Raw genomic sequence first — 24,016 nt, forward strand, 5'->3', positions numbered from 1 at the left:
GATGTTCTGCCGTATTCGCGGTTACCTATCCACTCTACGCAAACAGGGGCATAACGTTCTGGATGCCCTCATGGGATTGTTCTCTGGAAACCCTATAACTCTCCTACCCCAGCCTGAGTAGTTACGAATTTTCCCAATTGGGAAAATTCAGCCGGTTTTGATCAAGGAAAATATTCTGTGCTGGGACCTTTATTTTGAGAAGAAGCTGTCTTTTTTGCGAACAAACAAATCGGTAAAGAAGGAGATCACCGTGCGCTTTTCTGTTTTGATATTGGCATTTATGGACATGCCAGAACGGAGTGTGTAAGTATTACCCCTAGATTCTAAAATCTGGGATTGGAGCTGAATCTCGGCGGGAAACCGATAAAATGGAAAGATTTCGTCTGGGGGTAGGGCATCGGAGCCAATGCTGATTAAATGGCCGTCAATATCGCCATACTCACTGTAGGTAAAGGCATCAATGCGCACATCGACGGATTTGCAATTAGCTGCAATACCTGACTGATCCTCCGCTTGGACAGCGGCTCGGCAGTCATCGTTTAACTGCACAAAACCAATGTCTTTGTTAGGAATAAATACCCGAGCAATGAGATTATTTTGGGGCACAATCTCTAGAATGGGTTCAGTGGAGTTGGCCGCATAGCCCGGTTGGTTAGCCTTGAGGTTAAAGACGGCACCACTTACCGGAGCTGTAAGTTCACGGAACTGCAGCTGCTCTTCCAATTGGGCAATGCGGCTATCGAGTTCTTGATATTGGGTTTCATTTTGTAGCACCGTCTGCCCCAGGTTACTGTCAATGGATGAAATCTGTTCAAGATTGCTGCGAATTTGGCTGCGACGGGCATTTTCAAATTCGAATTCAGCCCGCTTAATTTCGGTCTCAGCCTGTTTTATTTGGGCATCGAGACGGCTGATTTCATCCTTTAAGGTACTGACTCGGGTAATGCGGGTGCTCACTTCCTGCTCTTGCTGTAGTCGGCTGAGTTCTGCGACGGCACCTTGTTCTTCTAACCTAACTAGACGTTCAAGGATCTCTTGGTTAGTGGTTAGATCGTTGGAAGCATTTTGCAATTCGGCGCGGGCTTGGCTGAGCTGACCGTTTAAGTCTTTAATTTGCTCTTGATTTTGGGTCTGGCGAGCCTGGGCTTCTCCCCTGGCACTGGTAACATCGGCGGCAGCCTCAGCCGATAGTCCCGCCGTATTGCCGTCAATCTGGGCTTGATAGATCCGATTGCTGGTTTCTAGTTGGTTTTTTTCTTCTAGGCGCTGTTGTAGATCGCTAGTCAGTGGCACTATCCTACCGTCACCTCCAGGATTTTCGGCTCGGTAAGCTGCGGTTTGGGTGGCCAACTGCTCCTGAATAATGCGTAAAGATTCCAGTTCGGTCTTGGCGGCTGATTGGTTAAAGGTGATTAATATATCGCCTTTCTCAACTAGATCGCCTTCTTTCACATGGATTTTTTCAATTACACCCCCGCTGGGGGTTTGTACCGGCTGGACCACCCCAACAGGTTCTAGTTTGCCTTGGGCTGGAATGGTTTCTTGGACTCGGGCCAAAAAGGCCCATAGAATGCTGGCGCTGGTAACCCCTACAATCGCCCAGATAATGGCCTGGGCCCAGAGGGGAGATTGGCGCAAAATGACGGGCTGGTCAAATGGCTGAACCTGTCCATTGGCCGCCGGGTCGTTAGGGATACCGTTGTTTGGTAGTTGAGACGTAGTCATGCCGATTAACCCCCTTGTTGCTGGTGTAGACAGTAGTAGCGTCCTTTGAGGGCCAGGAGTTCTTCATGATTACCTTCTTCGACAATGGAACCCTGGTCCATCACTAGGATCTTGTCTGCGGTACGCAAAGCTCCTAGACGGTGGGTGATGAAGAACACGGTGCGGCCTTTGGACCACTTCATTAGGTTGGCGGATACTTGGGCTTCGGTGTCATAGTCGAGGGCACTGGTGGCCTCGTCCAAAATCAGTAGACGGGGATTTTGTAGAATGGTTCGTGCGATCGCAATTCTCTGGCGCTGTCCCCCGGACAGGGAGGACCCCCGTTCCCCGACGCGGGTGTTGTACCCCACCGGCATCCCCATAATAAATTCGTGACAGCAGGCAATCTTGGCCACCTCAATCACCTCATCCGTGGTAGCTTCCGGGTTAGTCAGGGAGATATTTTCCTGAATCGTGCCCTCAAACAGCAAACTATCCTGGGGTACAATTCCCACCTGCCGCCGCAGGGAGTAAAGTTCCACCTTGTTGATGTCGTAGTTATCAATCAAGATCCGGCCCGAGTTGGGCTCATATAGCCTGGGCAAAAGTTTCATCATGGTACTTTTACCGGAGCCGCTGAGACCGACCAAACCGACAAACTGCCCCGCCGGAAACTCAGCATTAATATTTGACAGCTGGAGCGGGCCAGATGCCCCAAATCGGAAGGATAGATTCTCATAACGGACATGGCCTTTGATGTCCGGCATGGGAATTTGGCTGCGCTGTTCTTCCTCCTGCTCCTGGGGATGGTCGATGATGTCGCTGAGCCGCTCCAGGGACAAAGCCGTCTCCTGGAAGTTTTGCCACAGCTGGGTTAACCGCAGTAGGGGTTGGGTCACATAGCCCGAAATAATCCGGAATGCAATCAGTTCACCCAGGGTCAAATCCCCCTCTAGCACCAAATAAGCACCAAACCAAAGCACCAGTAAACCCGACAGTTTATTCAGGAATCCACTGGCTGAGCCAGCAGTGGTGGAGGTTAATACATTCTTAAAGCCATCGCTGACATAGCGACCGTAGCGATCCTGCCACTTCCACCGGGTATTCAGCTCAATATTTTGTGCCTTAACTGTTTGAATACCTGATAGGGCCTCCACCAAGAAGGATTGGGTTCTGGCATGTTGCTCCGCCTTGGCCCGCAGCTGGCGACGCACAATCGGCGAGACAAACAACGTCAGCCCCAAAAATAGGGGAATCGTCGACAGGGATGCCAACGTCAGCTTGACGCTGTAAATCAGCATGACGACAATGTAGACCACTGAGAAAACCGCATCTAGCACAACGGTCAGAGCGGTACCGGTGAGAAACTGACGAATATTTTCCAGCTCATTGACCCGGCTAGAAAGTTCCCCCACCGGACGGTTATCAAAATATTTCAGCGGTAACCGCAGTAAATGATCGATGGTCTGGGACGCCAAGGTCATGTCGATCCGGTTGGTGGTATCGACAAATAGATAGGTGCGCAGACTGCCGAGAATAGCCTCAAACACCGCCACAATCACCAGGAAAATCCCCAGCACATGGAGCGTGTCCACACTCTGCTGCACAATCACCCGGTCAATAATCACCTGGATCATTAGGGGGTTGGCCAGGCTAAAGATTTGGTAGAAGAACGAGGCAACCAGCACCTCCACCAAAACCCACTTATATTTGATCAGGGACGGCGTAAACCACGACAGACCAAACCGTTGCTGGGGCGTCTGGGACGTAGTTTCTAGTAAAAGGACCTCACCCTCCGGTCCCCACAGTTCCTCAAAGGTTTGGGGGGAGTAGCGCTCCAGACCCTTATCCGTCGGGCAACCGATGACGTACTTCTTAGCTGAGGTTTCATAAATCACCGCGTAGCTATCGCGCCATTTGATTAAGGCCAACTTGGGCAGACGACCAATGGCGCTGGCGGGAACCTTCGCCAGCTGGGGTTTCAGACCGAGCATGTCGGCCACCGCTCCGCAGGCAGGCAAAGAAACCTGACCCAAGCGAGCCTTTTGATTGGTCAGTACCCGACGTACCACATCCCGCTTAAAGGGCATGCCAAAATGCTTGGCCAGCATTTCGAAGCAAGCCACCAGGGCATCATCCTCACCCCGAGCGCGGATGTGGGGATAGTTTTTACTACCGCTCGGTGCGTCGGCATCCATCCCCATGTCCATTGGGATGGCATCGGCGTAGGGAATATCGGGCACCGCATCGGTGGGGTCCCAAGGGTCGTCATTGAGAACTGCCGCTGCCTTAGTTTCCACCTGGGAGGCAATTACCGTCGATGGAATCCCCAATAGGCGCGCCCCACCGGTACTGAGCACCTGGGTAGAGGCCATGGAGGGGCTGAGCTGTCCGCCCTGCTCGTGGGAGGCGATATTGCCCCGGCTAATGAACCATAGCCGCTGACTGTCAAGGTCGCTATGTTTCAGTTGGCCCTGGGGTACCTCCCGAATGGAGATCCCCGCCGATTGGATCTTTGTCGTCAGTTGGGCAATGTCGCCCACGTTGTGAGCTTGATTTTCAAAGTATTTACTGAGGATTTCAAATAATTCTGCCAGGTAGCAGTAATTTTGAATGGCACTGCCAAAGCTGGGATAGCTGGTGATCATCTGCTTGATGATGGTAACCGGCAGCGCCACGGCCACAATTTCAGTGGATGCGATCGCACTTTCACAGGCCACCCCCCGCGCCGGACCTGCCAGACCCAAAATGTCCCCTGGCCCTAATAACTTCAGGGTAATGGGGTTTTTAGTATAGGGATCATAGCCCAACAGGCGGACCTGCCCTTCTTGGATCAAAACTACCTGGTGGGGCATGGTCTCCCGCCTCAAGATGGGCTGTCCCATACGGTAGCGCAGCAATTGACTATTCTCAGACAATACCTGTAGCGCATCGACCGGGAGGCGGTCGAAGGGCGCGACATTGCCTAACTGTTGATCTATAGGATTTACGGTATAAGTCATAGGTTATGCACGTGAACTATGCGCGCGTAAGCGGCTGACATTTCAGGGCAAAAGAGGCTGGACAGCTCCGCTTCAGGTCATTTCCATTAGGGCAAACGAGGTTGAACAGCGCCGCTCTAGGTCATTTCCCATCAGAGCAAAAGAGGTTGAACAGCGGTGGTCTGGGCCTTTTCCATAAGCCATGTATTAAACAGTTCATCTATCAATCGCTGACGCATCGAATCGTCAAACTGGGCCGGGACAAACTTTTCTAACCGAGTAATCACATACCATTCACCAATTGGAGTGGGGGACCACAGCTGCTCCGGCTGGCTAACCGAGAGCATACGACCAATCATGGGATGGGGCACACTCAGTTCCACAGGGCCAATCAGGCCACCGGTTTGAGCCTCCTGACCTTCCGAATAATGCCGAGCCAAATCAGCAAATGATTCCCCATCATCATTGAGTCGGAAGTAGAGTTCCTGAGCCAGGCTAGGATCCTTGGTTCTAATCAGTGAATAGATCACCCGATCCAACTTGGTCTTACGCTCCAAAAAATAAGATTCTGCTTGGTTCCCCCAGCTATCCTCCTTGAATTTGGCAATTTTTGCATCCCTTAGAGCCCTCATATACATCTGCTCCTGCGTCAGCTTCTGCTGCGTTTGCCAGGCTTGCTGCTGCTCTTCAGTCAGCAAATTACGTTGCTGACAGAACGTCCTATAGGCCTCCTCAGGATCGCAAGCAACCGATTCGATCACCTGATCCATCACCACCTCCTGCACCAGCCTAGGTAAAAGCTGGTGCTGCTGCAGCTGCTCTAGCAACGTGCGAATATCCAGCTCTGAATCGCCAATTTTTAGGACTGCTGACATGATGAAAACCCTGATAGACTAAGCAATATAGCGATATATCTGACGGTCAGTGACGACAATTAGCACATAGCCATAGACGAACATAAAAGCTGAATCTCAAGCAAGACTCAATTGTCATCAGAGAAAGCCACCCTAGTTTGAATAGCTCCAAACTAAGCACCAGAAAAAATCACTATGATTGCTCGTATGGGATTGAGATGATTTTACAGAGTTCCTAATCAGGATTGCGATTAAGCTTTCCCATTTAAATTCAAGCCTTAAACAATTTTTCTGGATAGGTAGTAACCGGATAATTACTTCAACATATGGATTTAGATATACAGATTAAATTAAATTATCAGCTTAAATTAGCTCGTTATATGAATAAGCCTAATCAGGGAACTTAACTACCCCTTCACAAATCATGCACCTATTCCGGTCGTTTTTACATACATTTGCGTCATTTGACATCTGTTTAAACTGACGACCGTGACCGTTCAATCCATCGGGTCAACCATGGATTCTCAATCGCTGCTAAGTCCATGGGGATAGTTATCCCGGCCTTGTGCTGCGCTATTCGCACGGGTATAGATACTCAACATGCTGCAACTGGTTGTCGCCCACCTCATCAGCCAAACTCCTATACCGCCACTCCTGTATCGTCTTAGGCAACTGCTGCAACGGTCTGAACCAATATTGCTAATACTTATATGCAAAAACCGCAAGATAATAAAATTCTGATAACGGTTACCCTGATCGGATTAGGCCTCATTGCTGGGGCATTTGCCCTGGTCGCCTGGTTTGTAGGGGGAGGTTTCGAACTAGGATCTCAGTCAACAAATAATCAAAGTACTCAAAAAAATAATCAAAGTAGCATCCCTAATGCTGGAACTCCGGATGAGGAATCATCTGGAGCCCCGTTAAGCGATATTCAGAATGTGCCCCAGGGGCTATTTAACTATGGTGGCAGCACCACCTGGATTCCACTGCATGAACCGATCAACAATGTAATTACCGCCTCGTTTCCTGACTTTCAACTGCGATATACGCTGCCGTCTAGCGGTATCCCGGGATCAGGCACCGGCATCAAGATGCTTTTAGATAGCCAGTTATCATTTTCGGAATCCTCCCGGCCCCTCAAACCCACGGAATATGAATCTGCCCAACAGCGTGGCTTTACCCTGGAGCAAATTCCAGTCGCCATCGACGGCATTGCCTTGGCCGTTCATCCAGATTTGGGCATGGCGGGTCTCAACGTTGACCAGATCAAGGCCATTTATACAGGAAAGGTGACCAACTGGTCAGAACTAGGCGGCCCCAATCTACCCATTACGGCCTACAGTCGTTCCCCCGAGACTACCGGAACCGCCAACTACTTTCTAGAGGAAGTCATAGCAGCCGATGCCTTCAGTGAAACCGTGATCTTTGTTGATGACACCACCGCCGGTATCCGACAGGTGATCAATAATAAGGGGGGGATTTACTATGCCTCAGCCCCGGAAGTGGTCGACCAGTGCTTGATCTATGCCATTCCCTTGGCTGCCCAAAATCAAACTAATAATTTTATTCCCCCCTTTGCAGATACCTGGAGAACAGGTCAAGACTGCTTGAATCAGACCAACACGGTGAATGAAACAGCATTTCGTGAGGGCAGCTACCCGTTAACTCGACGTCTGTTTGTCATTGTCAAAGCTGATGGGGCCATCGATGAATCCGCCGGGCGAGCCTACGTTAATATTTTGCTCTCCCCTGTCGGACAGTCCTTGATTGACCAGGCTGGGTTTGTCAGTATTCAGTAGGCTAGCTAATCCATGCAGCGTATTACCATTGACCTAGCCCAACAGGTGGCCGATAGGCTGCAGTTGACTCCTGATCAAGTTCATTATTTACAACGGGTACTCCGGTTAAACCCAGGTGATGTGTTTATTGCCCAGGATGGTCAAGGACACCAGTGGCAGAGTCAGCTGACAGACAATCCAGACCAAGCTAAAATTCTCTCTGCCTTGGCCCCAGTCTTAAAGCCAGCGACGTTAGAGTTGGTGGCCGCATTACCCAAAACCGGGTTTGATGATGTGGTCCGTCAGGCCACTGAGCTTGGGGTAACGGCGATCCAACCTCTGATCAGTCAACGGACGGTACTCCAACCCAGTCCTAAAAAGCTAGAGCGTTGGCAACGCATTGCCCAGGAAGCATCGGAACAATGTGAGCGAGGCTATGTGCCCGAGATCGCCCACCCCCTCAAATTTACTGAATGGATCAATGATCAGGATGTAACGATTGGGAACTATTTTTGCGTTACTCGGGTCAATGCACTTGGCCTATTACCTTGTGTTCAGACACTTCTGAGCGATTCTCCTCAGCAATCGATTCAGGTGGTAGTTGGCCCAGAAGGGGGCTGGACACCTGAGGAAATCACGGTTGCGATCGCACATGGCTATCAAAAAACATCTCTTGGTTCCGGAATATTACGAGCAACAACAGCTTCACTTACCGCCCTAGCGATCATTTCGTCAGTTCGGGAGCAGTTGATGTAAACAATTTTCGCGTATTTGTTCGGATGGCCAGATAACTCAACCTTGATTACGTTAAAGAAAATATAAAGTTTTAGATAAAAAGGTTGCCTGTTCTTGGCTAGAGAGTGTGGCATTGATCCATCGATTACCATACATTGCTCAACTAATCAGGACTCCATCGAGACCAACCAATGTCTACTGCCAGGATCAAGGGGCATCCAAGAATTAATTTTTGCGCAGAGAAGAGTGTTGCTTCAATGAAGCTGATATAAACAAATCTCGCGTATTTGTCCGGATTACCAGCCAATTTATCGTTGGCTAGTTTTAAAAAAGTTCAGATGACATAGGTAAGTGAATTTAAACTTGCCTACATTTGGATATGGGGTTTAGTGTTCATTAATCAATTACCATGCATAGCACAACTAACCAGGATCACGTATTTTCAGGATTTCACGCTCTATCAGAACCGATTCGCATCCAAGTATTAGAGCTTCTACGGGAAGGAGAATTTTGTGTCGGTGACATGTGTGACCGTCTCAGCATCGCCCAGTCAAAACTCTCTTTTCACCTTAAGACCCTCAAGCAGGCAGGCCTAGTCACCGCCCGTCAGCAGGGTCGTTGGATGTACTATAGTCTTAACGCTGATCAGTTTAATATTTTGGAGAGCTACCTTTCTAACTATTAGCTGACTAAGCTACGCGACTATCGAGAGAATGCCAAAAACTAGAAGAATATCGGCATTTTCGACCTTTCCCTAACTCATTAAGTAATGATAAAACCGTAATCTCCTAGAGATTACGGTTTTGTTTTGGCCCATATACCTAGGAATTAACATCCATTGTTTAGTACAGGACTCTACCAAGCGGCAAGATCATCCCTGGTAAAGCGGGGCCGAGAGAGCATACTGCTAGGGCTTAAGATCAGGCTTGTACCAAGGAGGCAGACCGTCCCTGGTAAAGCAGGGCCGAGAGAGCATACTGCTGTAACCATTGCTGATCGGCGATAGTCCCCTGTAACCAATGTTCCAGTAGGGAGAGCCAATTTACCGGTAGCTGGAGAGATTGCCAACTGGACTGACTAGCTGCCGATAGTTTGGCATAGGTTTCCGGATGGTTCAATAGGTAGGCAACACTTTGGGAAAGGGCACGGGCATTACCCGCCGGGAAAATCATGGCATTGACACCGTGGCTCAGACTACCGGCAAACATGGGGTGATCGGAAGCCAAGATAGGGGTGTGGGCCTGGAGGCAATGGTTGAGGATCGCATTGGAATTTTCCGGTGATTCATGGCGGCTAGGCATGACTACCAGGTCGGCCTGACGGATCAAATACACCAAGCTATGGTCTGGGACATGATCAATAAATTCCACATGATCCAGTTGCAGGCGTTTTGCTTGGATCTCAAATCGCTGCCTATCGCCCTGGCCCACTAGCTTCAGATGAATATTCCACCCCTGGGCCTTGAGCTGAGCTGTCGCCACCAGTAAGTCACCAATTCCTCTGGTGGAGAAAAGGGGACCTACATAGATTAACTGTAATGGATCAGGTCGAACCTTCAACTGTTTGGGTTCAAAGGATTCAGCCCGGTTTGAGGGGGGCCAATCCCAAGGTATTAGCTTGTTCCGGAGGACACCGATTTGAGCCAAGGATTCGCACTGCTCAATACCCAGACCCCCTACCCAGTCCACCCTTGCATGGTTTAAAGCCTTAGACAACTGATAGTTGTCCCATCGCTGTCTGAGGCCAGGTTCCCTCAGGTTGTCCCGAAACATGCCTATACAGTGCACCTGCTGACGAGTGGCCCAACGAAAAAGTGCAGGATCGGGGACATCAATCACCAAATGGGTCGGGCAAAAGTCCGCCAATTGTCTAGGAATAGGCTCATTGGTGTCTGGTAAACCACTGCCGATCACCCGGACCCCCGTATCTAGAATGTCGTCATAAATCTCGTCCGTGGCGCATCCCAATACACCTACTTCCTGTAGCTGAAAACCCCAAGTCGTCAGCCCTTCAAGTACAGTCAGCTGCTCGGCAGTCAGAGTCCCACTCTCCATGCCATAACGGTAAGGCTCGTTGCCCTGAACGAGGAGTAAACGTAGATGCTGTAAGTCCATAAAAAATGGCTAGGTAGTTAATGTAAGAGGTTAGTGATAATTAAGTAAGTTTCGTTGAAAATAATTTATAGAGCCACGTGTCAATCCGTGGGGCTGAATCAACCCATAAAACGGGTTAACAACTGCCAGAAGTCGCCAGAAGCTTAAGTTAATGGGGAAATTAACGCCCCTTTTTAGATATTGCCAGCCATAAATCATGGAAGGCAATGTCCCTATAGTAAATACTTTACAGAAGAAAATCTTTCGTCCCTGGTGATGTTTCGACCTTTGCATAGTCTTCACAGACTCTTCAACATAGCCCATTAGCTCTGTAAACATGACTATTCAACCCACCGGGCGGGGGACCCATGGTTGTTCAGGCCAGGGTAGACAGAAGCAATCAGTATCATTTTTCATCCCATTGGCGGCTAACGTACTCAGAAAATTTACCCATGGAACCGGGACGATTGACCCTTAGGGGTAACTGACCTTCCTAAAACACCACTCCTAAGGCTGGGTACCCTATCGATGGCGAGATGCGTCGGTGCTGATACTGCTCGGATCTAGATCACTCCCTCCCCATACTGATGCCTGCAACCTCTACTGCCATGACAACTATTTTAGTGATTGACGATGATACGAAACTAGCCACGTTTTTTTGTAATGCGCTGGCCCTGAATGACTTTGCCACCCTGCAGGCAGCGACAGGACTCGAAGGGATGCAGCTGGCGCAGCAACACCAGCCCCAGCTGATTGTGTGCAATATCAACCTACCCGATATCAGTGGCTATGATGTGTTAGAGCGGTTGCGATCGCACACCATAACCACGGCCATCCCGGTGATCATGGTGACTGACCATGGCACCCCAGAGACATTCCGGTGCAGCATGGCACAGGGGGCCGATGACTATCTGACCAAACCGATTGACCTGCCAGATTTTTTACAGGCTGTAAGGACCCAACTCACCAAGCGTGAGCAACTGGCCCAGTACTTTGCCCAGGCTTTCCAGACTTCGCCCCCCGCCTCACCCGCCTCACCCATAAAAAGCCCCTACGAGCAACTGACCTCTCCGACCAACCTAACCGAGCTGGAAATACAGTTGGAACAGCTCAAGCAATCTCCCGGGTCCAGTCTGTGGGTCATCCAACTCCGTAACTATAGTGACCTATGTGCCGACTATGGCCATGTCCTGGGACAGCTAGTTCTCCAAACCATGGAGCAACAACTCCGCCAATGGCAGGAGCGGGAGCAAGATTGGGGGCTTGACTCCGCTTTATGTCTGACCCTAGCCTATGTCGGGAGAGATCGGTTTGCTGTCTTTTTCAGGGCGTCGGAGCCGCCCACCCAGGCTGACAGCAAAGCTGCCTGGGACACAGCCATGGTCAATTTACAAACAGAATTACAACAACCAATGGTGATCAACAATCACCGACTGGTGCCCGATATTCACATTGAGGCCATGGTTCACCCGGATCTGGCTCAGCTTAAAACCTTAGACAGCTCCCCGATCGGTGCCGCCCTAGATGGCCCATCCCTATCCCTGGCAGAGCGACTGCGGCGGGCCATTCAGGGAGATGAATTACAGCTTTACTTTCAACCCCAGGTGGATTTAAGCAGCGGTCAGATCGTTGGCGCAGAAGCCCTGGTACGCTGGTATACGCCGGAGGAAAACCAGATATTGCCCATTCAGTTTATCCCAGTAGCAGAAGAGAACGGGCTGATGTTGCCCTTGGGGGAGTGGATCATAGAAACAGCCCTACGGCAGCTGACCCATTGGCAAAAAAAGCAGTTCTCAGCCATTAGCATGGCGCTTAATCTGTCGTCCTATCAGCTCCGCAGCTCTGACTTTATCCACCGGCTGATGGCCATGGTAAAAGCCACTAGTATAAGTCCGGTCATGATCGATTTAGAACTGCCTGAACGGCTGATTCTAGAGGATCTAAGCCAGGCTAAATCACTGTTGGCAGAATTAAGTAAGCGAGGGTTTAGCCCAGCCATTGATGACTTTAGTTTCAGTTCCCTGAGTCACTTGCCGGATTTACCAGTGAACATTCTCAAGTTAGACAAGTGTTTTGTGCGCAATCTCCACCAAAATACAAATAATCAGGTAATTGTCAAAGCCATCATGGATATAGCGCGGAGCTTAAATATCTCCACCATTGCCAACGGTGTGGAAACCGCCAGAGAATTGTCAGTGCTCAAACAACTCAAGTGCCACAGTATGCAGGGCTATCTCTTTAGCCCGGCGCTTTCGGCCCAAGATTTTGAAACACTTTTGCTGGAATCAACCAAACGTTCTCCCAACCGGCGGCCTGGATTACCCCATCCCAGACCTTTAACCATGGGGGTCACCTCCCGCTAAAGCTCAAGGTCAAAATCTAGATAGATAAACACATCTTGGGGGGCACTATCATCAATGTCCACCAGGGGGACACCCACATCTAAACGCAAGTCTAAGCCCTCCACAGGGCGATAGGTAAAGCCCACCCCAGTGCCGAGGAGAAACCGATCATCGTTGACGGTGGTGCCAGACTGGGTATTCCATACAGCCGCCATGTCTAGAAACGGACTGAGCAACATAATCGGTGCTCCCGATTCATCCCGCTGAATCGTAATGCGATCTTCCACCGACAGTCGCACACCATTATCCCCAAAACGGGCATTTTGGCTATAGCCCCGCACCGATTGACGGCCACCAGTAACAAACTGCTCCGAACCCAGCAGGGTGTCGGTGGCGAACTGGACATCCCCTTGCAGAATCAATAAGTGATCAGGGTTAAGAATTTGGGCCCGCTGTACCTGTCCCAGCCAGCTGACAAACTGGCTGTCGGGTAAGGGAGAAGAGGCATTGGTAGCGCCTAACCAGTCCACCCCCAGGTTGAACTGGGAGCGCAGCGCCCAAGCTCCTTGGACATCTCGCCGCAGATAATCTTGGCTAAATTGGATCACAGTGGCGCTATTACTGGTTAAGTCCTGACCCAATAGTCGGGTGTCTCCGTCTCGATGGCGGAAGCCCAGGGAGAGGGCAAACTCTTCCCGTGGATTACGCACTAGGGGTTGACGATAGGTCAGTTCATAGACCTGGGCATCCCCTTCAATGTCCAAGGCGGCTAGATTTTGAGGGGAGATAATATCAAACTCACTGGGCAAAAATCGAGCTGAGATCGTGCCATTCATGGCATTGATGGGGGCGCTATAGCTCAGCTCATAGAGATGGGACCCCCCAGTTGTAGCCCGATAGGCAGCGGCCCGAATCTGGTCCCCAATGCCAAAAGGATTACGATAGGTGACGTTAGCTCCCATCCGGACCACCCCAACACTGACGGGGGAGTCCGTATCCAGGGTGAGGTGAGCTTCCAGGGGATCGGCTTCTGTAATCCGCACCACCAGAATACTTTGCCCCAGACCTGTCCCGGCCCGTAGGCTGGCCTCAATATTGTCAATGAGTGGATCAACCCGCAGTAGCCGCAGCTGATCCTCTAGGTCAGACTGCTTGAGGGGGGTATTAGCACCAAGTTCGATGCGCGATCGCACATAGTTTGCCAGCCGGTCGGCATCCTCTATACGAATTTCCTCCAGACTGCCTTCGATCACTTGTAGCTGAACGATGCCATCTGTAATGGGCTGGTTTGGCAACACGGCCCGTGAGGTAATATATCCCTCATTTAAGTAGAGCTGGGTAATGGAGTCCGCAGCTTGCCGGAGTTGATCAATCCCCAAGGATTGGCCCACAAAGGGAGCTAGTACCTGATCAAAATCAGATGCATCAAATACGCTGCTACCGACCACATTAAAGCTTTGTACCATCACCGTAGGACCTGGCTCAGGGGGCGGGGCCGTAGATCCAGGCGGCGTCACAGGTGTGGTGGGTAGTACCGGCTCAGGTTCTGGTTCTGGTAGGGGTTCTGGCAGGGGCTCTGGAAAGCTATCGGCAGGGGGGGGCGCTACAGGCACCTGCTGAGCCACGACAATACCTGATTGACGAGAATTTAGGCTGCCTATGGCCTCCGGCCGGGGAGTGGTTGGTAAAGGTACACCATTGGCTTGCTCTATCCGATGGGCGAACGGGAGTGCCGTTTCTGTTAGCCCCGTTTCTTGTGGTTTTGTTGCGGTTAGCTCTGTTAGGTTTGCTTCTGTGAGTGAATCAACCGGTATTGATGGGGAGGAGCCTAAAAGTTTTGATGCTGGCAGGTTATTCAAGCCACTAGCTTCCACCATCGTCCTTGCCCCGAGGTTAATCACGGTACTTAACAACACAAGAACTGTCAGTTTTTGTCGCATGGGTCTCCTCTTTTCTTCACCAGATAGTCGCGATATGACCAGTTGTCCGCTTGAACACCACCTATTTTCAAAACCGGTATTGTTAATTCTCGGAATGATTTAATCTACAAAATCTGCCATGGTGTCCTTTTTATAAATTGGCTCAGCCCCTAAATTAGCAACGCCTCAAAACCTAATTTACCCGTGCTGACTGTATCACAGCCCACGACATCCCTTGCTGGCAGCAGATATTGTCAGCAGGACTTTACAACCTATCTCTTTCCAAGATTTACTTAGATTTCCGGTCACTTGTCTCGGTTTGATATCAACATGCATTAATTTGATAGTGCCCAGCTAGTTGACGGTAAACCTCACCTGTGAACCTCACAACGGCTGCCCAGGCTGTCGCCAAATTGCATCAGCCACCCTAGTCACATCCACCATGGAGTCACTATGGATCCGCAGAATATCAGCCCCCCCCGCAATCGCCGCTGCACAAGCTGCCGCTGTGCCCCATTCACGCTGCTGGGGATCGGGCTGATCCAAAATCCAACCAATAAAGCTTTTGCGGGATGCCCCCACTAAAATCGGGCAATCCAATCCGGCCAAATCCGGCAATCGACGCAAAATTTCCAGATTTTGGCCATAGGTTTTGGCAAATCCAATACCCGGATCAATGCAAATATTTTGCCTGGGTACCCCCACCGCCACCGCTCGTTCAATTTGCTGGCGCAGAAATTCCGCCATCTCCCCCAGCAGATCGTCATAGTCAGTCATCTGTTGCATAGTTTCCGGCGTCCCCCGCAAATGCATCAGAATAATGGGTACCTTTGTTTCGGCGGCCACTTTAAGCATGTCGGGCTCATAGGTGGCTCCTGAAATATCATTAATGATGTCGGCCCCGGCTGCGATCGCAGCTCGGGCAACGGCAGCCCGAGTGGTGTCGATGGAAATTACGGCTTGGTCAAGGTCTGGATCCCGTCGAATGGCCTCTATTACTGGCACAACTCGATTGAGCTCTTCCCCTAGGGAAATCTGTTCAGCCCCAGGACGGGTGGACTGGCCGCCAATGTCCAAGATATCGATCTTGGCCCTTAGCAGCCTGCGGGCTTGCTCTAGGGCTGCCTCCACCGAATTAAACCGACCGCCATCGCTAAAGCTATCGGGTGTTACGTTGAGCACCCCCATCAAGTAGGTGCGCTCACCCCAATTCAACTGATGACCGCGAATAGTCCACTGAGAGCGGTTAGCGGCCTGGCCTTCAGCCATAAACAACCGACCCAAACGATCATAGGTCCCAGGACCAATGTATTCTGGGTGGGCGCGCAGCTTGCTGTACATCCATACCAGGCTTTTACCGTCAAATATGCGAATGTCAACGAACCAGCTTTTAAGCTGAGGCCTTAGGCCATTGGCGGTTTCCAGCGCATCGGTCCATCGTTCAAATTCCTGCTTAAAACCACGGGTGATCACCGTAAAGGTCATGGCTGCTCAAACTACTCAAAAACAAGGGGGGGAAACAGCCACCTCCAGTGCACAGGTCCATACTGCTAAGACTCACACAGCTAAGGTGGCAGACTTTATTTATAGTCCGCCAGTAGCGGCCCAAGGGGCAACGCGAATTTTAGTAAAACCCAACCTGGGCTATCCCAAAGGCCCGCCGGTGACCGTAGGCATGACCGTCCTATCTGAGGTGCTCCAGGGTTTGCGCCGGGCTAGCCCCCAGGCTGAAATTCTGATCGTCGAGGGGGTTTGCTCACAGTTATCCCTGGCAGAGATTGCCAGTAAAAACGGTCTCTATGGCATTTTAGATGGGGGCATGGCAGTGTTAGATGCCGATACCCTACCCTGTATTGCCTACCCCAACCAACTACCTAGGCCCGTACGTTATGCAGAAATGTGGGCTCCCAAATTGCTCAGGGAGGTGGACTGTCGGATCTCCGTCAGTGCCTTTAAGATTACCAGCCTCAAGGAGCAGCCCCTAGTCTCAGCCACCCTCAAAAATCTGTATGGACTATTTCCCAGGGCCAAATACAAGGCCCGCAGCGCCAATTCTCGGGGGCAGCTGCACCGGCCTTCGGTCCCGCAGATTTTGCAGGACGTTTATTTCTCCATTGGTCACCTGTTTGATGGTGGGGTGGCTGACTGTAGTCAAAAGTTTATTAGTAAAGACTGGCGACCCGACGTGGGCACAGGCTTTGATCTGGGTCATGTGGTATGGGGTGAGGACCTGCTAGCAATCGACCGTCGGGCCTGTCAGCTGGCCCAGGAACCGGTTGCTAACTACCTAGACCCCATTGAACAGCTCAGAACCAAAATTTAAAACCCGACTTACAAACCCGACTTACAAACCCGACTTAAAACCGACCCTTTAGCGGCGACGACTCCGTCCTGGTAGGGGCAGGTTCATCATGGTGTGAAAATCTTCCTGCACCTTACGGGTAAGGCGTTTGGAAATTTGCTTCACAATCTGATTGAGCAACCTATCGCCGGATGCCTTGACCAATGACTGGGGCAACGCCTGAATAAACTTTGGCATTTGTACTTTGGTCTGGAGGTTGAGTTCCCATTGCACATGGGTGGCCTGCTCCACGGGCAGTTCCTGCAGCTGTTTCTCGGCTAAGGACATAGCCGCCTTAAAATCCACATCGTAGCCCTCGGGCTCATGACCGGGAACAGGGATCGTCTCAATCCGATAAACACCCTCGTTTTGGGGTAGCAAATGTAGACCGATTTTTGGCTGAACCTGAAAATTGAGACTGCCAAAGCGTCCTAGGGAAATGGCATAACCGTTGTGACCAATGGGTTTAACATCCATGGGCTGGGCACAGCGAGAAAACCATCCCTGATGGGAATCTAGGTAGTTGGCCACGGTATCAATGTCGGCAAACATCTCCATATTGCCAACGTAATACCCTTCAAAAACGATGATGTCTGGGGTCTGAAGATTTTCACTACCCGCGTTGGTGGATGGCTCTGGGGTAGTTGCCATCGGTGCAATGCTAGAAATTCCTGATGAAGGGTATTGCGGAGAAGACAGGTCCATAAAGTTTAAAAATTTTCAAAGACAGCCTACAGATGAACTACCAACATGTAGGGCATGATTGCTAACGATTTGGCGATAACTTTGAGCCATGTCTAAAGGAAGTTAGGCCCATGGGACAAGCTAATAGGTAATTGCCATGGTCCCAGGGTACTGAGTAAAAAAAATAAGTAGCCATCGTCAAACTACGGATATGGACTTAAGAACAACAGTTGCATAGTCAACCCCCGTAACTATCAACTTAAGTTCTGTTGTTTTTCGTTAAGTTTAATCGATTTTTCGAGGAGCACAATTTTTTCGTTGCAGACTTAACGATTTTCATAGATACGGACGGTCAAATGTAAAGCTGGGAATATTGACTATCTAAGTTATTTATTGCTCAAGCTATTCATATCAGAGCATTTGTCTGTGGAGTGCAGTCAACGTTACAGTTTGATAGTTTGATGGGTGGGAAATCGATTATGGCGACTGTTGTCAAGGAGCTGGCATGAAAGTATTGGTTGTGGGCGCGACAGGGAAGACGGGCCGATGGGTGACGACTCAGCTCAGTGCGGCGGGTGCGGCGATGGTGGTCCGAGCAATGGTCCGGGATCGGGCCAAGGCGGATTTTGCGAATGGTGTGGAGGTGGTGGTTGGGGATGTGTTAAAGCCTGCCTCCCTAAAGGCGGCCATGGCGGGTTGTGATGCGGTAATTTGTGCGACGGGGGCGGCTCCGAGTTTTGATGTGACGAGTCCCTATCAGGTGGATTTTGTGGGGACTAGGAATTTAGTTGATGTGGCGAAGGAAACTGGGGTGAAGCGGTTTGTGATCGTGTCATCCCTATGTGTGTCAAACTTTTTTCATCCGTTGAATTTGTTCTGGTTGGTGTTGTTTTGGAAGAAGCGGGCAGAGGAGTACATCGTTAAGAGTGGCTTGACCTATACGATTGTGCGGCCCGGAGGGTTACGGAGTGAGGATGGTGGAGAGGCGATTGTGATGGCCTCGGCGGATTCGTTGTTTGATGGGGGGATCCCTCGGCAGAAGGTGGCAGAGGTCTGTATTGCGGCGCTGGGGGAGCCGGAGGCTGAGAATAAAATTGTGGAGATTGTGGTGAGTGCGGAGGCGCAGGAGCAATCGTTTGAACGTTTGTTTGCGGGGGTGGCGTAGGGTGGGGACGGCCCACCGTTATTTAGGATATGGCCCACCCCCCTTAGGGGTACCCACCGACGGCCAAGGTCAAAGCTGTCCAAGATGGCATTAGAAAAACCACCCATAGCTGTGTAAGCCCTTACCCAGCAAATTTACGCCCAGGTAGCAGACCCAAACTACGACAAAGCCTGTGGCGGCGATGAAAGCGGGTTTTCTGCCTTGCCAGCCTTTGGTGATGCGGGAATGGAGGTAGGCGGCGAAGACTAGCCAGGTGATTAAGGCCCAGGTTTCTTTGGGATCCCAGCTCCAGTAGGAGCCCCAGGCTTCGTTGGCCCAGACGCCGCCGGAAATGATGCCGATGGTGAGGAGGGGGAATCCGAGGCCGATGATGCGGTAGCTGATGTTGTCTAGGGTGTCGGCTAGGGTGAGGCGCTGCATGGATAGAGCAGCGGTTTTGGGTTGTTCTAGGACGGCGGTGCTGCCCCCTGCAGTGGATAGGACCGATTCAGGGTTGGCTTTCTCGGCGATGCGTTTGAGGGTGTATTTGCGATCGCGAAATCCCCCAGTCCCCACGGAACTACCCTTGAGCTCAACCACCTGACCACGGGTGACGATCAGAAATGCGACCGCCACTAATGAACCCACCATCAGAGCGGCATAGCTCAGCAGCATGACGCTGACGTGCATCATCAGCCAGTTGGACTTGAGGGCAGGTACCAGGGGCTCGGAATGCTGCATGGTGTCGGGCAATGTGAGGGTAGCAAAGGCCGTGATCCCCATGGCGGCTGGGGAGGTCATGGCCCCAACCCAGAGGCTTTGGCTCATGCGTTCAGCGACAAAATGGATGGCCGTAATGCCCCAGGCAATGAAGAAGAGGGACTCGTAGAGATTACTGAGGGGAAAATAGCCACCTTCGATCCATCGGGCAATGAGTAAGGCTGCGATGCAGAGGTTGGCAATGGCCATGCCGGTGGTGCCCAAGACCTTGAGCCAGGGGACTCCAGAAAAGGCAAGGCTGCACCAGTAGAGCAGCATGGTAATGAACAGGACAGCAAAGGAAACGTTATCCAGCAGTCCTTGAAGCGTGACTAGATCCATGAGGAAGTGATTAAGAAGCCCTGGGGTTTACTGGGTGACCACCCTGGATGTGACGATCATTACAATTTTACTCAATAAATGGGGCCCCTGGGTGTGACCGTTTGTCACAGTGGTTAAGGTTTCCACAACGAATCGTGAAATCCTTCGAGAATTTTGGCATCCTAGGCCGGAATGGTCACTACACTGGCAGTCGGTGGATTAGATTAATGGCCTGGAAGATGGCCCGAACCATATTCAGGCTATAAACTCTGAATTTTTCTATACGGAAAACATCAGGGTTGAAGGTGAATATAGTTTAATGACAGAAAAAACGGCAGCCTAGAGAGGTAACTATGGATGCGATTGCGTTGTGGCAACGATATCAAGACTGGCTTTATTTTAATGAGGAGCTAGGAATCTATTTAGATGTCAGTCGGGTAACGTTCGATGATGCTTTTGTAGCTGACATCACTCCTCGGTTTACAAAAGCGTTTGAGTCGGTTGATGCATTGGAAAAGGGTGCGATCGCAAACCCAGATGAAAATCGCATGGTGGGCCACTATTGGCTGCGGGATCCCGATCTTGCCCCGAATAGCGACCTGCGTAGTGAAATTGTTGACACCTTACGAGATATAGAAAATTTTACCCAGCAGATTCATACCGCTACGATCACCCCTCCCGGTGAAGTTCGATTTACTGATATTTTATCCATCGGCATTGGCGGCTCGGCCCTGGGGCCAGAGTTTGTCGCTGAGGCCATTGGGCCCGTAAATCCACCGCTGAATATCCACTTTATCGACAATACAGACCCAGCGGGTGTGGACAAAACCCTGGCCAAGCTGGGCGATCGCTTAAAGAGCACCCTGGTGTTAGTGATTTCCAAGTCTGGAGGCACACCAGAAACCCGGAACGGCATGCTCGAGGTAAAAGCGGCCTATGAAAAACGAGGGCTAAACTTTTCAAAATATGCTGTCGCCACCACTGGCCGGGACAGCAAGTTAGATAAAGTGGCTAAAGCCGATGGCTGGTTAGCCATGTTCCCCATGCAAGACTGGGTGGGGGGACGCACCTCCGAACTATCGTCGGTGGGGCTGCTCCCGGCGGCACTTCAGGGCATCGATATTCGGGCCATTTTAGCCGGAGCCAAACAGATGGATGCGGCGACCCGGGTGCCCGACTTAAAAAAGAATCCTGCCGCGTTGATGGCCCTAGCCTGGTACCACACCGGCAATGGCAAAGGCGAAAAGGACATGGTGATTTTGCCCTACAAGGATAGTCTGTTGCTGTTTAGTCGGTATCTACAACAGCTGATTATGGAATCCCTGGGTAAGGAAACCGACCTGGATGGCAACAAGGTGTTCCAAGGCATTGCCGTATACGGCAACAAGGGATCGACGGACCAACATGCCTACGTACAGCAGCTACGGGAAGGGGTCAACAACTTTTTCGTAACCCTCATTGAGGTGCTGAAGGATCGCGAGGGTCGTTCGACGGAGATTGATCCAGGGGTTACCTCTGGGGACTATCTATCGGGCTTTTTACACGGTACTCGCAAGGCTCTGTATGAGAACAATCGCCAATCCATCACCATTACGATTCCTGAGGTAACACCGACCATTGTGGGGGCGCTAATTGCCCTGTATGAGCGGGCGGTCAGCCTATACGCAGCGGTGGTCAACATCAATGCTTATCATCAGCCCGGTGTGGAAGCAGGTAAAAAAGCTGCGGCCAGTGTACTCAATCTTCAGAACATGGTGGTGGATGTGTTGGCTAAAACGGGTGGGTCTTTGACTCTGCCCGAAGTAGCTGACAAGTTGGGTCGTCCCGATGCCGTTGAGGATATTTATAAGATTGTGCGGCATCTGGATGCCAATGGTCGTCTTGTGGCGATTGATGGTAACGCAGGTAATCCTGGCACCATGCGGGTGATGGCTCGGTAGTGGATAGCTCATCTGCCAGCCATGACTAATCCGGATTAACCTCCGGATTAACTGTAGTCATAGCGCTCAAAACCTCTTTAATACGGGACCTGCTCAAGCCGTTTGAGTGCCGTTTTTAGAGAGGTTTTTTGTTGAGGATGGTTCGACTGGCAACGAAATTGAAAACTCGGTGCCATGGCCCAGTTGGGAATAAACGTCTAAAGTACCGCCATGTTTTTCGGTGATTACCTGATGTGCGATCGCAAGTCCTAATCCAGTTCCCTTGCCTACGGGCTTGGTTGTAAACATCCGATCAAAAATTTTGACACATATTTCCTCGGGAATGCCTTTGCCATTATCACTAATGCAAATTTTCACCTGCTGAGATTGGGTGAGTTGAGTACAAATTGTGATCTGCTGTGGATTTTGCTGGAGATCATCAAAGGATGTGCTTTCAGCCAGTTCATCGAACATGTCAATGGCATTGGCCAAAATGTTCATAAATACCTGACTGAGGGGCCCCGGAAAACAATCTATTTCGGGTAGTTCACCATAGTTGCGGAGGATGTGAATCTCTGGACGAGATTCGTTAGCTTTGAGGCGATATTTTAAAATTAAGGCTCAATATGGAATTTAGGGAGGTCTGTGGGCTAATGGGATAGACTGAATGGCGAAGTAGCTCTGCCCCAGGCCATGATTAGCTTGACCGGACTCATTGACGATGAAAAGTGCTATGACGTCGTTCGTCAGTTTCGCTGGCCGAATGGCGTTCACTGTCCCCATTGTCAGTCTGAGTCGATTACAAAACGAGGCAATCATACGACGATGCCTGTCCAAGTGTTAATCATTGGCCAGATAAAAGTCTAGCGGTAGCAACATGAGGCTTTTTAGGATCGTGAACGAGTGGTTTCTTCTTTTTCTTCTTGGACTTGCGAGGTTGTTTTCGAAACCGCTTCAGATTTACTTGGTTGGCGAGTGCTTTGAGTTGTTCAGCCATCGCGATTAAGGAAAGAGTCTGAAAGCTTTGCCAATGCTCAGGTGGAATGGCAATCATCATGCCTCGATACACTCCCTGTAGCTCATCGACCACATAGAAATCAGACACCGTTTCTTCAATCGTTTCTACGCCATGAACACTGGCCAATGCCCCTTTGATGATGGCCAGAATGTTGTAAGCCACCAAGGCTAACGTAAAACTGAACAGAGCGGCTTTGGGATAGGCTAATGTTTTGATTTCCCCCTCAAAGTTCATCGTGACCGTTAAAAATAAGCCTTCCACTCGCCAACGGTTTCGATACAATCTCAGGATTGTCGACGCATCTGCCACCGTCGTCGGTAGGTTGGTGAGCACGACAATATCAGTATCGCCATGTCGGGTTGGCGTTGCCAATCGCAGGACAATGCGCCGCAGTTCAACCCGGTGCCCGTCATACTGTAATTCGATACGCTGTTCAAAAATCTCTCCGGCATCCACTGTCTCAATCAAGGTCAGCTCACTGAGCGCTTGGTACGGTAGATTCTGATGTTCACGAATCACAAAGGCCGCATCGCGCTGGGCAATGTCAACCAGAAACCCTTGGGTACACATGTTGCGGTCAGCGATCCAGACGTCCCCCGCCTGCACCACGCTCAGCACCTGACTGAACAATCGACGTTCTTGAGCATGGCCATCTTCACAGGGAAAAATGTCCACTGCTAACCGTCTTTCTGGATCGAGCACTACCAGGGATTTCCCTGGCAACGGCGCTGAGGCCACCTCTCGTAAGACCTTCAAGCGTCGCTCCGTTGCGGCCAATCCATTACCGTCTAAAATACGGATTTCATAGCCGGGCAAGAGCGGAGCACTTTTGCCGCCCATCGTATCCATCAACTTAGACAACTCGGCTGCCGTTTCTTTGAGAACTGCACGACTCACCTGAGGTTCCACACCATTGAGTTTTTCGTACACCGCATTTCGAGTGACGTTCATCTCGTCGGCCTTTTTGCGGTAGGCCGCATTCATCGACGGATGAATGCCACACACCACTAAACTCAACAGATTCACCAAGGTCGAGAACAGGAGTTCTCGCTGATATTGGACTTTGGCATGACGCGCAAAGATGTCATCTAAACGCTCAGGACGGAATACCGACTCCATCAACCCTCGCATCATCACGCTAATAGGGCTTTCTTGCGCAAACCTTTTAACGATTTCGGATAACACGACACACACCTCTATCCTCGACTGGCTCTAGAGTAACCTGTATCCTCTCATACTCTTTTCCTCTGCTCGATATTTAACACTTGGACAGGCATCAATCATACGACCTATCCTGAGCGTCATCGTTATCATTGTCAGAGCTGTGAGCGAGATTTTGATGACCTGACGAAAAGTATCTTCTCGGGGCGTCATCAGCCGCTTCGCGTGTGGGTGGTCTGCTTATATCTAATGGGGCTTAACCT

The 24,016-nt window shown here is 50.7% G+C and carries 18 protein-coding genes; 8 read left to right on the forward strand and 10 right to left on the reverse strand.

Annotated elements, in window-relative coordinates; genetic code table 11:
- Positions 1-189: 189 nt before the first annotated feature.
- From VB741_RS11860 to VB741_RS11870, 3 genes are all read right to left on the reverse strand, one after another.
- Positions 190-1,725 (reverse strand): HlyD family efflux transporter periplasmic adaptor subunit, encoded by a 1,536-nt coding sequence (locus tag VB741_RS11860; protein WP_323365390.1) that lies wholly within the window; start codon positions 1,723-1,725, stop codon positions 190-192.
- 5 nt (positions 1,726-1,730) lie between these two features.
- The gene (locus VB741_RS11865) at positions 1,731-4,706 is read right to left on the reverse strand and encodes a peptidase domain-containing ABC transporter (RefSeq protein ID WP_323365391.1); all 2,976 of its coding nucleotides are present in this window, start codon (positions 4,704-4,706) and stop codon (positions 1,731-1,733) included.
- Between the two features lie 131 nt (positions 4,707-4,837).
- Complete coding sequence (locus VB741_RS11870; RefSeq protein WP_323365392.1) at positions 4,838-5,560, reverse strand: peptidylprolyl isomerase; 723 nt, start codon at positions 5,558-5,560, stop codon at positions 4,838-4,840.
- A gap of 689 nt (positions 5,561-6,249) precedes the next feature.
- Between VB741_RS11870 and VB741_RS11875 the strand changes: the two genes are divergently transcribed.
- The 3 genes from VB741_RS11875 (at position 6,250) to VB741_RS11885 (ending at position 8,737) form a co-directional block, all read left to right on the forward strand.
- A complete protein-coding gene (locus tag VB741_RS11875) occupies positions 6,250-7,338 on the forward strand; it encodes a PstS family phosphate ABC transporter substrate-binding protein (protein ID WP_323365393.1) in 1,089 nt (362 codons plus the stop codon).
- A gap of 12 nt (positions 7,339-7,350) precedes the next feature.
- Positions 7,351-8,073: a 16S rRNA (uracil(1498)-N(3))-methyltransferase gene (locus tag VB741_RS11880; protein WP_323365394.1), complete on the forward strand. Its 723-nt coding sequence runs from the start codon at positions 7,351-7,353 to the stop codon at positions 8,071-8,073.
- 388 nt (positions 8,074-8,461) lie between these two features.
- The gene (locus tag VB741_RS11885; protein WP_323365395.1) at positions 8,462-8,737 is read left to right on the forward strand and encodes an ArsR/SmtB family transcription factor; all 276 of its coding nucleotides are present in this window, start codon (positions 8,462-8,464) and stop codon (positions 8,735-8,737) included.
- Positions 8,738-8,972: 235 nt separating this feature from the next.
- Here VB741_RS11885 and VB741_RS11890 read toward each other — a convergent pair whose 3' ends face one another.
- Complete coding sequence (locus tag VB741_RS11890; RefSeq protein ID WP_323365396.1) at positions 8,973-10,166, reverse strand: glycosyltransferase family 4 protein; 1,194 nt, start codon at positions 10,164-10,166, stop codon at positions 8,973-8,975.
- A 587-nt stretch (positions 10,167-10,753) separates the two neighbouring features.
- On the opposite strand from VB741_RS11890, the gene VB741_RS11895 reads away from it, so the two are divergent.
- Positions 10,754-12,508, forward strand: a complete 1,755-nt coding sequence (locus VB741_RS11895) for an EAL domain-containing response regulator (RefSeq protein ID WP_323365397.1) — start codon at positions 10,754-10,756, stop codon at positions 12,506-12,508.
- Here VB741_RS11895 and VB741_RS11900 read toward each other — a convergent pair.
- Together VB741_RS11900 and folP are read right to left on the reverse strand one after the other, a co-directional pair.
- Positions 12,505-14,427 carry a ShlB/FhaC/HecB family hemolysin secretion/activation protein gene (locus VB741_RS11900; RefSeq protein ID WP_323365398.1) on the reverse strand — a complete coding sequence of 641 codons (1,923 nt, stop codon included), beginning with the start codon at positions 14,425-14,427 and terminating at the stop codon, positions 12,505-12,507. The two genes, VB741_RS11895 and VB741_RS11900, sit on opposite strands and share 4 nt — an antisense overlap.
- A gap of 363 nt (positions 14,428-14,790) precedes the next feature.
- Positions 14,791-15,891, reverse strand: coding sequence for a dihydropteroate synthase (gene folP, locus VB741_RS11905; protein WP_323365399.1), 1,101 nt, complete (start codon positions 15,889-15,891; stop codon positions 14,791-14,793).
- 85 nt (positions 15,892-15,976) lie between these two features.
- On the opposite strand from folP, the gene VB741_RS11910 reads away from it, so the two are divergent.
- Complete coding sequence (locus tag VB741_RS11910) at positions 15,977-16,729, forward strand: DUF362 domain-containing protein (RefSeq protein ID WP_442786343.1); 753 nt, start codon at positions 15,977-15,979, stop codon at positions 16,727-16,729.
- 48 nt (positions 16,730-16,777) lie between these two features.
- Here the strand turns inward: VB741_RS11910 and VB741_RS11915 are convergent, their stop codons facing one another.
- Positions 16,778-17,398, reverse strand: a complete 621-nt coding sequence (locus VB741_RS11915; protein WP_323365401.1) for a DUF1997 domain-containing protein — start codon at positions 17,396-17,398, stop codon at positions 16,778-16,780.
- Between the two features lie 538 nt (positions 17,399-17,936).
- Between VB741_RS11915 and VB741_RS11920 the strand changes: the two genes are divergently transcribed.
- On the forward strand, positions 17,937-18,596 hold the full coding sequence (locus VB741_RS11920; protein ID WP_323365402.1) for an SDR family oxidoreductase: 660 nt from the start codon (positions 17,937-17,939) through the stop codon (positions 18,594-18,596).
- A 90-nt stretch (positions 18,597-18,686) separates the two neighbouring features.
- Here VB741_RS11920 and ccsB read toward each other — a convergent pair whose 3' ends face one another.
- The gene (gene ccsB / locus VB741_RS11925) at positions 18,687-19,676 is read right to left on the reverse strand and encodes a c-type cytochrome biogenesis protein CcsB (RefSeq protein WP_323365403.1); all 990 of its coding nucleotides are present in this window, start codon (positions 19,674-19,676) and stop codon (positions 18,687-18,689) included.
- Positions 19,677-20,008: 332 nt separating this feature from the next.
- On the opposite strand from ccsB, the gene VB741_RS11930 reads away from it, so the two are divergent.
- Positions 20,009-21,595 (forward strand): glucose-6-phosphate isomerase, encoded by a 1,587-nt coding sequence (locus VB741_RS11930; RefSeq protein WP_323365404.1) that lies wholly within the window; start codon positions 20,009-20,011, stop codon positions 21,593-21,595.
- Positions 21,596-21,688: 93 nt separating this feature from the next.
- Here the strand turns inward: VB741_RS11930 and VB741_RS11935 are convergent, their stop codons facing one another.
- Positions 21,689-22,189, reverse strand: a complete 501-nt coding sequence (locus tag VB741_RS11935; protein WP_323365407.1) for a sensor histidine kinase — start codon at positions 22,187-22,189, stop codon at positions 21,689-21,691.
- A gap of 78 nt (positions 22,190-22,267) precedes the next feature.
- Here VB741_RS11935 and VB741_RS11940 point away from each other — a divergent pair, with 78 nt between their 5' ends.
- The gene (locus VB741_RS11940; RefSeq protein ID WP_323365405.1) at positions 22,268-22,441 is read left to right on the forward strand and encodes a transposase; all 174 of its coding nucleotides are present in this window, start codon (positions 22,268-22,270) and stop codon (positions 22,439-22,441) included.
- Here the strand turns inward: VB741_RS11940 and VB741_RS11945 are convergent.
- Positions 22,419-23,726, reverse strand: a complete 1,308-nt coding sequence (locus tag VB741_RS11945; RefSeq protein ID WP_323365406.1) for a transposase — start codon at positions 23,724-23,726, stop codon at positions 22,419-22,421. The genes VB741_RS11940 and VB741_RS11945 overlap by 23 nt on opposite strands.
- Between the last annotated feature and the right edge of the window lie 290 nt (positions 23,727-24,016).

It is taken from the genome of Leptothoe sp. PORK10 BA2, assembly GCF_034932105.1.
In the GTDB taxonomy this organism is placed as follows: domain Bacteria; phylum Cyanobacteriota; class Cyanobacteriia; order Phormidesmidales; family Phormidesmidaceae; genus Leptothoe.